This is a genomic window from Streptomyces axinellae (assembly GCF_039532135.1).
GTDB classification, from domain to species: domain Bacteria; phylum Actinomycetota; class Actinomycetes; order Streptomycetales; family Streptomycetaceae; genus Streptomyces; species Streptomyces axinellae.
This window is the reverse complement of the sequence record NZ_BAAARJ010000013.1, coordinates 170,046-183,480: the sequence shown is the minus strand read 5'-3', so window position 1 is coordinate 183,480 and position 13,435 is coordinate 170,046. Positions and strand designations below refer to the sequence as shown.

General features: G+C 71.6%; 14 protein-coding genes. 3 read left to right on the top strand and 11 right to left on the bottom strand.

Annotated elements, in window-relative coordinates; all coding sequences use genetic code 11:
* Window positions 1-56: 56 nt before the first annotated feature.
* The 9 genes from ABD339_RS20690 to ABD339_RS20650 all read right to left on the bottom strand — a co-directional run bounded on the left by ABD339_RS20690 (window position 57) and on the right by ABD339_RS20650 (window position 8,651).
* Window positions 57-917, bottom strand: a complete 861-nt coding sequence (locus tag ABD339_RS20690; RefSeq protein WP_344567879.1) for an LAETG motif-containing sortase-dependent surface protein — start codon at window positions 915-917, stop codon at window positions 57-59.
* Between the two features lie 477 nt (window positions 918-1,394).
* Window positions 1,395-1,973 (bottom strand): heme-binding beta-barrel domain-containing protein, encoded by a 579-nt coding sequence (locus ABD339_RS20685; protein ID WP_344567878.1) that lies wholly within the window; start codon window positions 1,971-1,973, stop codon window positions 1,395-1,397.
* 245 nt (window positions 1,974-2,218) lie between these two features.
* Window positions 2,219-2,587, bottom strand: coding sequence for a DsrE family protein (locus tag ABD339_RS20680; RefSeq protein WP_344567877.1), 369 nt, complete (start codon window positions 2,585-2,587; stop codon window positions 2,219-2,221).
* Window positions 2,588-2,689: 102 nt separating this feature from the next.
* A complete protein-coding gene (locus ABD339_RS20675; RefSeq protein WP_344567876.1) occupies window positions 2,690-2,977 on the bottom strand; it encodes a DUF1416 domain-containing protein in 288 nt (95 codons plus the stop codon).
* A gap of 69 nt (window positions 2,978-3,046) precedes the next feature.
* Window positions 3,047-3,889 carry a sulfurtransferase gene (locus ABD339_RS20670; protein ID WP_344567875.1) on the bottom strand — a complete coding sequence of 281 codons (843 nt, stop codon included), beginning with the start codon at window positions 3,887-3,889 and terminating at the stop codon, window positions 3,047-3,049.
* A 932-nt stretch (window positions 3,890-4,821) separates the two neighbouring features.
* Window positions 4,822-5,538 carry an LmeA family phospholipid-binding protein gene (locus ABD339_RS20665; protein WP_344567874.1) on the bottom strand — a complete coding sequence of 239 codons (717 nt, stop codon included), beginning with the start codon at window positions 5,536-5,538 and terminating at the stop codon, window positions 4,822-4,824.
* A 154-nt stretch (window positions 5,539-5,692) separates the two neighbouring features.
* Window positions 5,693-7,276: a hypothetical protein gene (locus tag ABD339_RS20660; protein WP_344567873.1), complete on the bottom strand. Its 1,584-nt coding sequence runs from the start codon at window positions 7,274-7,276 to the stop codon at window positions 5,693-5,695.
* Window positions 7,273-7,539 (bottom strand): MoaD/ThiS family protein, encoded by a 267-nt coding sequence (locus ABD339_RS20655; RefSeq protein ID WP_344567872.1) that lies wholly within the window; start codon window positions 7,537-7,539, stop codon window positions 7,273-7,275. The genes ABD339_RS20660 and ABD339_RS20655 overlap by 4 nt, the downstream gene beginning before the upstream one ends.
* A 14-nt stretch (window positions 7,540-7,553) precedes the next feature.
* Window positions 7,554-8,651: an alpha/beta hydrolase family protein gene (locus ABD339_RS20650; RefSeq protein ID WP_344567871.1), complete on the bottom strand. Its 1,098-nt coding sequence runs from the start codon at window positions 8,649-8,651 to the stop codon at window positions 7,554-7,556.
* A 287-nt stretch (window positions 8,652-8,938) separates the two neighbouring features.
* Here ABD339_RS20650 and ABD339_RS20645 point away from each other — a divergent pair, with 287 nt between their 5' ends.
* On the top strand, window positions 8,939-9,739 hold the full coding sequence (locus ABD339_RS20645) for a response regulator transcription factor (protein WP_344567870.1): 801 nt from the start codon (window positions 8,939-8,941) through the stop codon (window positions 9,737-9,739).
* Window positions 9,740-10,017: 278 nt separating this feature from the next.
* Window positions 10,018-11,076 (top strand): LacI family DNA-binding transcriptional regulator, encoded by a 1,059-nt coding sequence (locus ABD339_RS20640; RefSeq protein ID WP_344567869.1) that lies wholly within the window; start codon window positions 10,018-10,020, stop codon window positions 11,074-11,076.
* Between the two features lie 195 nt (window positions 11,077-11,271).
* On the opposite strand, the gene ABD339_RS20635 is transcribed toward ABD339_RS20640, so the two are convergent.
* Together ABD339_RS20635 and ABD339_RS20630 are read right to left on the bottom strand one after the other, a co-directional pair.
* Window positions 11,272-11,394, bottom strand: a complete 123-nt coding sequence (locus ABD339_RS20635; RefSeq protein WP_344567868.1) for a hypothetical protein — start codon at window positions 11,392-11,394, stop codon at window positions 11,272-11,274.
* 42 nt (window positions 11,395-11,436) lie between these two features.
* Window positions 11,437-12,066, bottom strand: a complete 630-nt coding sequence (locus ABD339_RS20630; protein WP_344567867.1) for a TetR/AcrR family transcriptional regulator — start codon at window positions 12,064-12,066, stop codon at window positions 11,437-11,439.
* Between the two features lie 121 nt (window positions 12,067-12,187).
* Between ABD339_RS20630 and ABD339_RS20625 the strand changes: the two genes are divergently transcribed.
* Window positions 12,188-13,180, top strand: a complete 993-nt coding sequence (locus ABD339_RS20625; RefSeq protein ID WP_344567866.1) for an aldo/keto reductase — start codon at window positions 12,188-12,190, stop codon at window positions 13,178-13,180.
* Window positions 13,181-13,435: the final 255 nt, after the last annotated feature.

The following is a 13,435-nucleotide window of genomic DNA, read 5'->3' as shown; positions in this document are numbered from 1 at the left end:
GTCGCCCCTCCCGGTCACCGCGGCTGCCGCGACCGCGAGGGCGGCAGCCGGGGGTTTCAGTCCTTGGCGGTCTTGCGGCGCTGTGCCAGGAAGACGGCCGCGCCGCCGACCACGACGAGGGCGCCGGCCCCGCCGAGCAGCAGCGGGGTGTTGGAGTTGCTGCCGGTCTCGGCCAGGTCACCGCCGCCGCCGGAGCCGCCCTTGTCCGAACCGCCGTTGGGTGCCGGGGTGTTGGAGTCGTCGGAGGGCTTCTCGGTGGGCTTCTCCGAGGGCTTCGCGGTGGGCTTCTCCGTGGGCTTCTCGGAGGGCTTGCCGGTCGGCTTGGTGGTGGGCTTCTCGGTCGGCTCCGGGGGCTTCGGCTTGCTGGTGGGCTTGCCGCCGTCCCAATCAGGTGCGTCGACCGAGTAGTTCATGGTCTTGTCGTTGTTGGTGGTGTCCGGGTCGGTCTTGTCGCCCTTGATGCTGGTGCGCAGCGTCTGCTTCTTGCCGGAGATGAAGCCCGGGATGTTGACCGTCTCGGCCTCGTCCTGGTCGCCCTTCAGGTCGAACGAGACGACGACCTGCTTGTCCGAGACGGACTGGACGGTGAGGTGGTGGTTGTACGCCTTGCCGTCTTCGACGTCGCGCTTGAAGGACGGCTTGTTGCCGCCCTTGCGGGTGTCGAAGTGGATGTTCTTGGCGCCGGTCACGGTGAGCGTGGCCCGGGTGCTCTCGGGGCCGGTGTTGCCCACGACGATGCCGAAGCCGTCCTTGACCTCGCCGTTCGCCTTGTTGTAGAGGAATCCGGTCGCGGGGCCGGCGTTCAGGTTGGCGCCGCCTGCGGCGAAGGCGGAACCCGCGGCGGCGAACTGAGTAGCCGTCAGGCCGCCGAGGAGTGCGACGGTTGCGGCGGCGGCGGTGATGCGTGAACGATTCACAGAAGAGCCTTTTCCCCGTTGGGACAGCCGAGTGGCGAGGTGGTACGCGTTGCAGAAGCGCGACCGCACTCGTGTCGGGTGAATGAATGGGCCATTCTTATCACTCGGTGGCACGCATTAGTAGTCGTACCGACAGCCGCCCGACGGCTCAGTAGCGTGCCCATGCGCCCTTGACCTGCAACTTTACGCGGACAGGACGCCCGTGGTGGTAGGGAACGTTCAGATCTGTCGACGGTCTCTCGCATGCTCTCCACATTCGTGACCGCCCCGATACGCGGAGTGCGGGCCTCCGCCGGGAGGGCGCGTGAAGGCGAGAAGGCGTGAAGGCGAGAACATGAGAAGGCGGCCGGCGGTGACCGCCGACCGCCTGGAAGCGTCGGGAAAAAAGGGGTGCCGGGGCCGCCGCGATGAGCCGCTGCCGGGGCGCCGGGACGGGGGACCGGACCCCTCGGGGCCGGTACGAGCCGCCGCTCGGGGCTACTTGAAGAAGGCGATGCCGTCGTCGGGCAGGTCCACGATGTCCTTTGCCCACTCGCTCGGATCGACGACCTTCTTCAGGTGCGCCGACATGTAGGGCTGAAGCGGCACCTGCGGGGTGGACTTCTCGCCGACCCACATCAGATCGCTGTTCACATACCCGTACAGCCGCTTGCCGCCGCTGTACTCACCGGCGGACGCGGTACGCGCCACGGCGTCGGTCACCAGGTCGATCTGCGGCTTCTGATCGGCCAGTTCGCCGTACCAGATCTCGGCGATGCCCTGGTCGCGGATCATGACGACCTCGACCTTGCGGTCCTTGTCGATCCGCCAGTAACCCGTCTCGGTCTCCAGCGGGCGGACCTTTTTGCCCTCCTGGTCCAGCTCCCAGGAGTGGGAGACGTACTCCAGGAAGTCACGGCCGTCGTGGCTGAAGGAGACCTCCTGGCCGAAGTTGCACTTGTCCTGGCCCTCGCCCTGCTCATTGTCGAGGGCTGCGACGCCCGCGCCGGTCCACCTGCCGAGCAGGAAGGCGAGGGGGACAAGGTCCGGGTGGAGGTCGGACGGGATCTCGATCATGTCAGCGCTGGCCCTCGTAGAGCTTCTTGAAGGTGAGACCGGCGAAGGCCACGGTGCCGACGCAGACCAGGACCATCAGGGCGGTGAAGAATGCCTCAAGCACGGGGGCTCTCCTTGTGCGGTGTACTCGGACGCGGCCGAGTCTAATCGCCATGCGGAAAGCCGGCTTCCCGAGGCCCCGCCCCGGGACCTCGGCGGAGGTCAGAGCCCGGAAAGGGCCCTCATCAGCGGACGAGGTCCGGGGATCAGTAGACGAGGGCCTGGGCGCCCTCGGCCATGATCTCGCTGACGAAGACGGGCGCTCCCGCGATACGGACACCCTCGATGACGTCCTCGGCGCCGATCTCCCGGCGGGCGGCGCACTGGGTGCACAGCGTGATCCGGCCGTTCGCCCGCACGGCGGCCATGAGATCCGGCAGCGGCGCCGCGTGCGGCAGCGTGAACTCGGCCGCCTTGCCGGGGAGCGCGAACCACGCGGACTCGCCGGTCAGCCACAGGCTCACCGGTACGCCGCTCGCCGCCGCCACGGAGGCGACGGTGAACGCCTGCGAACACCGCTCGGGCACGTCGGCGCCCGCGGTGACCTTGATGACCAGCGTGCTGTGGGCTGCCATGCCCCCACCTTACGGTCCGGCGGGCGGGCGCTCCGCCCTCGCGGAACGCCCGCCCGCCCGACCCGTGCGGTCAGCCGGCCGGTCAGTCGGACGGGCGGCCGGTCAGACGGCGATGGCCACCTCGGCGACGCCGCCCTGCTGGGCGACGACCTTCCGGTCGGCCGTCCCGCCGGGGACCAGCGCCCGGAGGGTCCACGTGCCCTCGGCCGCGTAGAAGCGGAACTGGCCGGTCGCGGAGGTGGGGACCTCCGCCGTGAACTCGCCGGTCGCATCCAGCAGCCGGACGTAGCCGGTGACGGGCTCGCCGTCACGGGTGACGCTGCCTTGGATGGTGGTCTCGCCGGGCTTGATCGTGGCGGCGTCCGGGCCGCCGGCCTGTGCTCCGCACATGGTGTTCTCCCTCAGTGGTTCGCGGGCTCGGGGAATGGGTCAGGGACAGGAGACAGCGGGGCCCCGGGGTCAGTTCGAGCCCAGTTCGACCGGCACGCCCACGAGGGAGCCGTACTCGGTCCAGGAGCCGTCGTAGTTCTTCACGTTCTGCTGGCCGAGCAGCTCGTGCAGCACGAACCAGGTGTGAGCGGAGCGCTCGCCGATGCGGCAGTAGGCGATGGTGTCCTTGCCGAGATCGACACCCTCGCCCTCGTACAGCGCCTTCAGCTCGTCGTCCGACTTGAAGGTGCCGTCGTCGTTGGCCGACTTCGACCACGGGATGTTGCGCGCGCTGGGCACGTGCCCGGGGCGCTGCGACTGCTCCTGCGGCAGGTGGGCCGGGGCGAGCAGCTTGCCGCTGAACTCGTCGGGGGAGCGCACATCGACCAGGTTGAGGGAGCCGATGGCCGCCACGACCTCCTCGCGGAAGGCGCGGAGGGAGGTGTCCTGCGGCTTGGCCTTGTAGTCGGTGGCCGCGCGCTCGGGGACCTCGGAGCCGTCGACCAGGTCGCGGGAGTCCAGTTCCCACTTCTTGCGACCGCCGTCGAGGAGCTTGACGTCCTGGTGGCCGTAGAGCTTGAAGTACCAGTACGCGTAGGCGGCGAACCAGTTGTTGTTGCCGCCGTAGAGCACGACGGTGTCGTCGTTGGCGATGCCCTTGGCGGAGAGCAGCTTCTCGAAGCCCTCCTGGTCCACGAAGTCGCGGCGCACCGGGTCCTGGAGGTCCTGCTTCCAGTCGATGCGGACGGCGTTCTTGATGTGGTTCTTGTCGTAGGCCGAGGTGTCCTCGTCCACCTCGACGATGACGGTCTTGGGGTCGTCGATACGGGCCTCGACCCAGTCGGCATCGACGAGGACGTCGCTGCGGCTCATGCTGTGTCTCCTCATGGGGTGGGTGGATACGGCGGAACGGCTGGAGGGGAACGGGTGCGCGCTCGCACTGCCGGCCGGGTGCGCGGATGCACGAGTACGCGGCGGTGCGGTCGCGCGGCTGCGCGAGGGTGCTCGCGTGCGGATGCGGCACCCCGTGCACGGCGCTGTGCGGCGGTGACGCGGCGGTGCGGGTGCGTGGCTGCGCGGTTGCGTGCGATGCCGCGCCATCGGGCGCGGGGAGGCGTACGGACTGCCTCGCGGCGGCGGAGATGCCGGGCGTGCGCCCCGTCAGCGGGAGCCGCGACAGAGCATGGCGGCGATGCGGCACAGGTCCACTGCCCGGCGCTTCGTGAGATCCGCCTGTCGCTTCATGGGCTCGATCGTAAGGACGAGTACGGGGCCGTGTCACCGCCGATCCGCACTCTGAGACGCATTTGTCCGCGATGCGAGAAGCGATGAAAGGCGTGCCCCGGGATCCGTGCCGCGGTGCGGCTGTCCGCCTGCGGATTTCTGCCCTGCGGTCCTGAAGGTCTCGCCCCTCGGACGCGGTGGCCGCGCGGGGCGCACGGGGCGCGAAGGCGGAGGGCGGTCCGTGGGGGTGCGGTCCTCCGGCACCACCGGGCGGGTGCCTCGTGGCCGGGCGCCGTCGCGGCGGGAAGGGAGGGGCTTGTCGCCCCTCGGCCCGCAGCGCGTGTCGTCACGGGCGAGGCCCGGTGTCCTCGCGCGTGCGTCGCCGGAGAGCGGGTCGCCCTCGCGGTGGTGTTCAGCGGCGGTGTTGGACTGTGTCGGACGGTGTTCGGCCAGGGCGGCCCGGTCCGGCGGAAGCCGGAAGGCGGCGGCCGGTCCGGCGGGCCCCCGCGGGAGCGGTGTTCCGGCACCGCCGGGCAGGTGCGTGGTGGTCGGGCGCCGTTGCGGTGGGAGGTGAGGGGCGCTCAGCGCGCCAGGCTGATGTCGCTGCCCGTCATGGACAGGTCGATGCCGGTCCTGGTGGTCTTGACCTTCTCCAGCTTCAGGCCCTCGGGCAGCTGGTCGATACGGCGCTCGAAGTCGATCTTCCTGCGGATGGTGCTCTCGACCCCGGGGATCTTGTGGCCGGGCACCTCGCGGGCGTGCAGCCGCAGCGTGTCGCCGCCGGCCACGCTGACCGTGCTGAGGACGCTGCGCTCGATGGGGTGGTCCACCAGCGGCACCATCACGCTGGCGGTCACCTTCACCCGGTCCTTGCCGGACTTGTTCTTGCCGCCGTAGCCGACGCGCACGCCCTCGTCCGCCGCCTTCGACAAGTCGGCGTAGGAGATGTGGACGCTGCCGGTGACGTGGTCGGCGACGGCGGAGCTGAGGTCGCTGGCGAAGGCCACCTCGCGGGCCTCCATCGTGATGTCGGTCAGCCGCACCTGCCGGCCGCCCGTGGACGCGGTGATGCTGCCCACGTCCACGCTGACCTTGTCGAGGTTGCCGAAGGCGGCCTGGGTCAGGAAGGGGAACCCGCCGATCGAGACGGAGGCTTTGGTGGAGGCGGGCAGGTCCAGCTCGTTCTTGAGCCGGTCGGCAGCCTCGTCCTCCGCCATGCCCACCGCGATCCTGTCGGCCGCGACGAAGAGCCCGGCAAGGACCACCAGGACCACAAGTCCTATGCGGAGTGCGCGCATTTCCTCGGTTCCCCTATGAGTTGGCTGACCGTGAGCGTAACCCGCTACACGCACCGCGCCCGCACACAGGTTCCACTCCCCCCGCGCACTCGCACGTACGTACCTCCTGCCGGGCCGGTCCGCCGGTTGCCGGGCCGGCCCTCACGGCCGCCGCTCACATCAGGGCGCGGCCCAGAAGCCAGAGGGCCGGGGTGGCCAGGGTCAGCGGGAGGGCCACGCCCGCGGTCATGTGGACGAAGCGGGAGGGGAAGTCGTAGCCGGCGACCCGCAGCCCGATCAGCGCGCACACCCCGGCCGCCAGGCCGGACAACGCGGCGGAGGGGCCCGTTCCGGTGAGCTGGCCGAGGGCCAGGCCCGCGCCTGATGCGGCGGCCAGCGCCACCAGCGGCGAGACGTACGCGGGCAGCGGCAGGGCACGCGCCAGCGCGGCGACGGCCACCGCGCCCGCGCCCACCGTCACCGCGTCGGCCTCCGAGGGGATCATTCCGGCGGCCAGCACCGTGAGCGCCGTCGAGGCCAGCCCCGCCGTGAGGGCGTAGAGGCGTTCGTCGGGGCTGGAGTGGTTGCGCAACTGGAGCACCAGGGACAGGACGCACCAGACGCCGACGGTCCCGATCAGCACCGTCGGCGCCCGGTCGCCCTCGGTGAGGAGCAGCCCCACATCGGCGGCGATACCCGCGAGGAATGCCAGTGCGATGCCCTGCCGTGCGGGCCACATCCCGTTGAGGCGGTACCAGCCGGCCGCCGTGAGGGCCTGGAGCAGCACCACGGGGCCGGTCAGCGCGCCGTGTCCCAGCTGCGCGGCCCCCGCCAGCAGCGCGGCGAGCACGGCCGTGACCGCCGCGGGCCGGATCCCCGGCGCGATGATCGGCGACCCGGTGCGCCGCGGATCCCCCTCGGGCGCGGACGCCTGCGGGGCCGGACCCGGGGAGGACGGTGCGGGCGTGGATGTTCCCGCGGGCGCGGGCCGGGGCTGGGGTTGCGCCTGACGCGGTTGTGGCTGCGCCTGATGCGGCTGCGGGCGATGCGGCTGCGGGTGCGGGTGTGATTGCGGGTGGGGCTGCGGTTGTGCGTAGGGGTGTGCCTGCGGCTGCTCGTACGCCTGCGGCGGCTGGGCGTACGGCTGCGCCTGCCGGTGCCGCTCGTAGGGCTGCGGTTCCGGGTGCGGCTGCGGTTGTGGCTGGGACTGGCCGTATGGCTGGGGCTGGGGCTGGGCGTACGGCTGGGGCTGGGCGGTGTGTTCGGGAGGGAGCGGGCCGGCGCCCGGACGGGCCGGGAGCTCGTGCGGGTAGGGCTGCGCCTGCGACGGGGACTGCGACTCGTACGGTGCGGGGCCGGTGTCCCGCGTGACTTCGTACGTCGGCTCGAACGACTGTTGCGGACAGGGTGCTTCGTACGGCATCCCGTAGGCCCCCTGCCCCCCGTAAGCGCCGTGCCCCCCATAAGCGCTGTGCTGCCCCTGCTGTCCGTAGGCGCCGTACGGGTCCTGGTATCCGCCCTGGGGCCCGCCCTGGCCGACTGCCCCGTACGCGTCCGGGCCGTACGCCTCGGACCCGTACCGGTCGGCGCCGGGGTCGTCGTACGGCCACGGCTGCTGCGGGGGCAGTGGTGGGGACTGGTCATCGGGGGTGCCGGGGCTGCCGGAGTCGCGGTGCGCCCCGTGGCCGTCCCCGTGTCCGCGTCCGTGTCCGCGTCCGTGTCCGTCCCCGTACTCGTACCGGCCCTGGCCGCCCGTCACAGCGCACCCCCTGCGAACGGCGGGAGCACCTCGACGGTGCCGCCCTCGCGCAGCGGAACCGCCGCGTGCTCGCGCGCACCGACCGGGTCGCCGTCCACGAGGAACGAGCAGCGCAGCAGCACCCGGGCGAACTCCGGGCGCTGGGTGTGCGTCTCGCGGGCGCGGTGGAGCGCCTCGGCGAGCGTGCTGGCTTCGTATGGCTCCTCCGCCGTACCGGCGGCGGCCTTCGCCGCGGCCCAGTAGCGGATCGTGCCGCTCGCCATGGTGGGGCTCCCTCTCAGCCGTCCGTGCTCTCGTCGCCCGCTGTGCTGTCGGCGCCGCCGGTTTCGCGCGGGCCGCCCGCGCCGCGTGGGCCGTCGGCGGCGCGGCTCCCATGATGGCGCCTCGCGCCGGATGTCCGTGCACGGGCCGGTGCGCTGTCGCGGAGCCGCTCACCCACCCAGTCCCCGATCCGGTGCAGCAGCGGCATCGCGGCGGCGTTCTCCGCGTGCCCGAAACCGGGCACCACCCACAGCTCGCACCCCTCGGGGCCCGCCGCCTGCGCGAGGGAGCGCGGGTGGTCCAGGGGGAAGTACGGGTCGCGGTCGCCGTGCACCACCAGCAGCGGTACCGGGGCGATGAGCGGCGCGGCGGCGACCGGGGACAGCGGCACCGGATCCCAGTCCTCGGGGTGGATGCGGGTACGGAGCCCATAGCGGGCCACCAGCCGGCCGAGCGGACGCTGCACCGCCCAGTGCAGCCGCCGCATGGGCGCGGTTCCCCGGTAGTACCAGCGCGCGGGTGCGCTCACCGCGACGACGGCGTCGGCACCGGCGTCCGCCGCCGGCCCGGCGCCGGGAGCGCACGCACCCGTGCGCCCCCCATGCCCCGCAGCGGCGGACGACGACCGTGCGTGACCATCCGCCGTATGCGGGCCGTACAGCGCACCGTGTCGCAGGACCACCGAGCCGCCCATCGAGAAGCCCACGGTGGCCACCTCGCGGTGCCCCAGCGAACGGGCCCAGGCGACGGCCGCCGCCAGATCGAGCACCTCCAGGTCACCCACCGTCGAACGTCCCCCGGAGCCGCCATGGCCCCGGAACGAGAAGGTGATCACCGCCGCGTGCTCGGTGAACGCGGTCGCCGCGCAGCGCAGCGCGGGGCGGTCCAGGTGCCCGGTGAAACCGTGCGCGAGCACGATCGCACCCACCTCGGCGCCGCCCCGCGGCCCCCGTCCGCGCGGGCCCGCGTACGGCTCGTACAGCGCCTCGATGCGGACGCCGTCCGCTGCCCGCAACTCCTTGCGCACCGCCCCCACTTCACCACTCTCCGTGACGGGTGTGGGGGCGTGCGGACGGGAAGCGCGAGCGAGGTCACATGCCGGGCGGTCGGTCATGTGGGTATTCTGCTCGGCAAGGAGGATCCGGGCAGCGTCGCCCCCGGGTCCTTTTGTGCTTTCCGGAGGCCGCTCCTGCGGGAGGAACCGGCCACCGGGCAGCGCCGTACGAAGCAGTGCCGACACTTCCCCCGGGCACCCGGCCCGGGTGGCACCCCGCAGCGGGGTGCCAGGAGGGAACTCGACGTCATGGGCAAGCGAAAGCGAAACGTGCAGAACCGAGACCGCTCGAAAGCACACCATCCGACTCCGCCGCACGCCCTCCCGGCGAAGGGGGCCGGCCGCGCATGAGTTCGCTGCTTCTTCTCACCAACGCGCTCCAGCCGTCCACCGAGGTGCTCCCCGCACTGGGCCTGCTCCTGCACAACGTGCGCGTCGCACCCGCCGAAGCCGCCGCGCTCGTGGACGCGCCGCCCTCCGACGTGATCCTCGTCGACGGGCGCCGCGACCTGCCGCAGGTCCGCTCGCTGTGCCAGCTCCTGCGCTCCACCGGGCCCGGCTGCCCGCTGATGCTGATCGTGACGGAGGGCGGGCTCGCCGCCGTCACCGCCGAGTGGGGCGTGGACGACGTCCTCCTCGACTCGGCCGGCCCCGCCGAGGTCGAGGCCCGGCTCCGCCTCGCCACCGGCCGTCGGCAGCTCGCCGCCGACGACAGCCCCATGGAGATCCGCAACGGAGACCTGTCGGTGGACGAGGCCACCTACAGCGCCAAGCTGAAGGGCCGGGTCCTGGACCTGACGTTCAAGGAGTTCGAACTTTTGAAGTTCCTGGCCCAGCACCCCGGCCGCGTGTTCACCCGCGCCCAACTGCTCCAGGAAGTGTGGGGGTACGACTACTTCGGCGGCACCCGCACCGTGGACGTCCACGTACGGCGGCTCCGCGCGAAACTCGGCCCCGAACACGAGGCCCTGATCGGGACCGTGCGCAACGTGGGCTACCGCTTTGTCTCTCCCGAGAAGGGGGACGCGCGGAAGGGCGGCGAGGGCCGCCCCTCGGCGGAGGAGAGGTCCGTCGCGGACGAGGCGACGCGGGTTGCCCGGGCGGCGGCTGTGGAGGCCGGCGCCTCCCGCCGCCCCGACTCCCGCTGAGACCTCCCCATCGGAGGGGCGGCCTCGCCGCTGGGGCTGGTGTGCGTCGCGGTCTGCGAGCGGCGCTGTGGTCGCTCGCGCAGTTCCCCGCGCCCCTGTCGGGGCGCCCCGACAGGGGCGCGGGGAACTGCGCGCTCAGCCGGTCGCCGGGCGGCAGGCGGGGTGAAAGCCTGACCCTGGCGGTGGGTTGCCGCCCCGTGGGGGCCGGCACCGGGCGGAACCGGGCACCGTATGAGTGGACGGCACCCCGCGAGGGGGACACGCGTAGACTTCCGCGCGTGGCCAAGGTGACGCGCGACGACGTGGCAAGACTGGCGGGGACCTCGACGGCCGTGGTCAGTTATGTGATCAACAACGGCCCCCGGCCGGTCGCACCGGCCACCAAGGAGCGGGTGCTCGCCGCGATCAAGGAGTTGGGGTACCGCCCCGACCGCGTCGCCCAGGCGATGGCCTCGCGGCGGACGGATCTCATAGGTCTGATCGTTCCCGACGCCCGGCAGCCGTTCTTCGGGGAGATGGCGCACGCCATCGAACAGGCGGCGGCGGAGCGCGGACAGATGGTGCTGGTCGGCAACTCCGACTATCTCGACGAGCGCGAGGTCCACTATCTGCGGGCGTTCTTGGGGATGCGGGTCTCGGGTCTCATCCTGATCAGCGCGGGCCCCAGCGAGCACGCGGCGGCGGAGATCGACGCGTGGGAGGCCCGCGTCGTGCTGATGCACCGTCGGCCCGAGGCCATCGACGACGTGGCCGTCGTGCTGGACGACACGGGCGGCGCGCAGCTGGCGACCCGTCACCTGCTGGAGCACGGGCACGAGTACGTGGCGTGCCTGGGCGGGGTGGAATCGACGCCCGAGCAGGGCGACCCGGTGACCGATCACATCGAGGGCTGGAGCCGGGCCATGCGGGAGGCCGGCCGCTCGACGGAGGGCCGGCTGTTCCAGTCGCCGTACAACCGCTACGACACCTACCGTGTCGCGCTGGATCTGCTGGCGGGCCCGGACCGGCCGACCGCGCTGTTCTGCGCCACGGACGACCAGGCCATCGGGGTGCTGCGGGCGGCGCGGGAGCTGGATCTGGACGTACCCGGCGAGTTGGCGGTGGTCGGTTTCGACGACGTGAAGGAGGCGGCGTTGACGGATCCGCCGCTGACGACGGTCGGCTCGGACCGCGAGGCGATGGCCAAGGCCGCCGTGGACCTGGTGCTGGACGATTCGCTGCGCGTCTCCAGTACGCGCAACGGGGGCGTGCAGGGGGGCAAGGGCCGGGTACGGCAGTTCCCTTCGGGCCTGGTCATCCGGCGCTCGTGCGGGTGTCACCCGCCGAAGCCTTACTGATCTTTTCGTAAGTTCGGTGGGTGTGGTGGGTGGATGGTCAGGCCGGTATGGGTGAGGAATGACCATGGCAGTCGGGGGTTGGTGTTGATGCGGTGGATGCCTTGCTCGGTGGCGTCGGCGACATCGCGAGGTGGTCGCCTGCGGGGTTGGCGAGTTCACGCTTCTTGAGCGAGGACCGCAGCAGTTCCACCGGGTTCAGCTCGGGTGCGCAGGGATGTCCACGGCCCTCACGACCGCCTGGCCGGCCGCGGGCTCGACGTCATCACTCCCGCGCCGGCGGACCGCGCGTTCGTCCACCAGGTCATCTTCAATGGACACAGCCGGAAGTGTGCGTCGAACCAAACGGTTTGGGCGTTGTTCTCAGTCCGAGCGAGGGAACATGCGCTCGACGGCGGCCACCAGCGCGGCGCGGCGGGCGGCGATGGAGGGGTCCACGGCCTGGCCTGCGGCAGCGGCGGCGATTTCGGGCTGACCTGCCCAGGTCATGGCGATCTGGTTGATCAGGGCGAGGACGTCGACCGGGTCCCAGGCCGGGTCGAGCAGTCCGATGCGCTGTGCGTCGCGGAGTTGGTCGAGCTTGCCGGTGATCGTGGCCTGGAGGGGGCCGGCGGTGTTGTCCGCGGGCTCGGTCAGCTCCAGGCGGCCCCACATGATCAGGCGGTAGTGGTCCGGACGTGCCGTGAAGTGGTCGAAGAGGATGCCGGCATATCCGGGCAGGTCGGCCGGGTCCAGCCGAGTGGCCTCGATGAGTGCGGTCGTCTCGCGTTCGGCGACGTGCGCGTACAGGGCTTCCTTGCTGCGGAAGTAGGCGTAGACGCGTTCCTTGCTCGTCCTGGCCTGTTTGGCGATGCGGTCCACGCGGGCGCCGGCGATCCCGTGCCGGGCGAACTCCTCCTTGGCCGCGGCGACGATCCGCTGGCGCGTGGAGTCGGCGGACTCGCCCGCGACGGCGGCGTCCGAGGTCTGGCCAGGGTTGGTGGAGCGAGGCATGAGCCCAGGATAGGCGACCGAACCGTTCGGTTTGCTTTGCGCTCCGGGCAGGCGTAGGTTCACACCGAACAGTTTGGTTTGGTCAGCTAGGGGCTGCCGCCATGACACGAGGAGCGATCTCATGCAGCACCGCACTCTGGGACAGCCGGGACTGCGCGTCTCCGCGCTGGGACTGGGCGTGATGGGGATGACCATGGCCTACGGCCCCTCGAACGACGAGGACGGCATCTCCACCATCCGCCGCGCCCACGAACTCGGAGTCGACTTCTTCGACACCGCCGAGCTGTACGGCCAAGGCACCGGCAGCAACGAGACGCTGCTCGGCAGCGCGGTCAAGGACTTCCGCGACGAGGTCGTCCTGGCCACCAAGTTCGGCTTCGACATGGCCGACAAGACGCCGGGGAGCGGCGTCAACAGCCGCCCGGACAACATCCGCAAGGTCGCCGAGAACAGCCTGCGCTACCTCCAGACCGACCGCATCGACCTCTTCTACCAGCACATCTCCGACCCCGACGTACCGGCCGAGGAGGTCGCCGGCACTGTCGGCGACCTGATCGCCGAGGGCAAGGTGCAGCACTTCGGCCTGAGCAACGTCGGCCCGCGGTACATCCGCCGCGCCCACGCCGTCACCCCGGTCACAGCCCTTCAGTACGAGTACTCGGTCTTCGAACGCGAAGCAGAGGACGAGATCCTGCCGGTCCTGCGGGAATTGGGGATCGGCCTGGTGCCGTACTCGCCGCTCGGCCGCGGCTTCCTCTCCGGCGTGGTCAAGCCCGCTGACGAGTACCCCGAGGGCGACATGCGCCGCTGGGACGAGCGCTGGCAGGGCGAGAACTACGCCTACAACCTGAACGCCGCCGAGCAGCTCCGAAAGCTTGCCGCCGCCAAGGGCATCACCCCCGCCCAGCTCGCCCTGGCCTGGCTGCTCGCCCAGGGTGAGGACGTCATCCCGATCCCGGGCACCCGCAGCGCCACACGTCTGGAGGAGAACGTCGGCGCCGCCGACGCGGAACTCACCGAGGCCGACCTGGCCCGTATCCGGGAGGTCCTCCCCCAGGGCTCCGCAGGCAGCCGCTACCCGGCCTCGATCATGGCCGGCTTCCGCACCGATTGACAGCCCGTACACCAAGTTCGGCGGTCCTGGGCATACGGCGGCCGGCAGCGGCGGCATGTCCTCCCAGGCGGGGCCGGGACCGGGGTCTGTGCCCACGTGCGCACCAGCCACGGCGCGCCCTGCTCCTCCTGATCAACCTCGGGTCAACCGCTGACGGACGATCCGGCGGGGTGCCGGGGGTGTGACCGGCAGGGCTTCCCGGAACGCGGGCGGCAGAAAGCCACTTCTGCGGATTGGCCTGGTCGATGTAAGCCG

What these genes read in the sequence shown, in the direction of transcription:
- ABD339_RS20655 (WP_344567872.1), bottom strand. Translation starts at nt 7,539, where the DNA reads ATGGCGAGCGGCACGATCCGCTACTGGGCCGCGGCGAAGGCCGCCGCC.
- ABD339_RS20675 (WP_344567876.1), bottom strand. Translation starts at nt 2,977, where the DNA reads ATGTGCGGAGCACAGGCCGGCGGCCCGGACGCCGCCACGATCAAGCCC.
- ABD339_RS20685 (WP_344567878.1), bottom strand. Translation starts at nt 1,973, where the DNA reads ATGATCGAGATCCCGTCCGACCTCCACCCGGACCTTGTCCCCCTCGCC.
- ABD339_RS20645 (WP_344567870.1), top strand. Translation starts at nt 8,939, where the DNA reads ATGAGTTCGCTGCTTCTTCTCACCAACGCGCTCCAGCCGTCCACCGAG.
- ABD339_RS20625 (WP_344567866.1), top strand. Translation starts at nt 12,188, where the DNA reads ATGCAGCACCGCACTCTGGGACAGCCGGGACTGCGCGTCTCCGCGCTG.
- ABD339_RS20665 (WP_344567874.1), bottom strand. Translation starts at nt 5,538, where the DNA reads ATGCGCGCACTCCGCATAGGACTTGTGGTCCTGGTGGTCCTTGCCGGG.
- ABD339_RS20630 (WP_344567867.1), bottom strand. Translation starts at nt 12,066, where the DNA reads ATGCCTCGCTCCACCAACCCTGGCCAGACCTCGGACGCCGCCGTCGCG.
- ABD339_RS20670 (WP_344567875.1), bottom strand. Translation starts at nt 3,889, where the DNA reads ATGAGCCGCAGCGACGTCCTCGTCGATGCCGACTGGGTCGAGGCCCGT.
- ABD339_RS20650 (WP_344567871.1), bottom strand. Translation starts at nt 8,651, where the DNA reads ATGACCGACCGCCCGGCATGTGACCTCGCTCGCGCTTCCCGTCCGCAC.
- ABD339_RS20680 (WP_344567877.1), bottom strand. Translation starts at nt 2,587, where the DNA reads ATGGCAGCCCACAGCACGCTGGTCATCAAGGTCACCGCGGGCGCCGAC.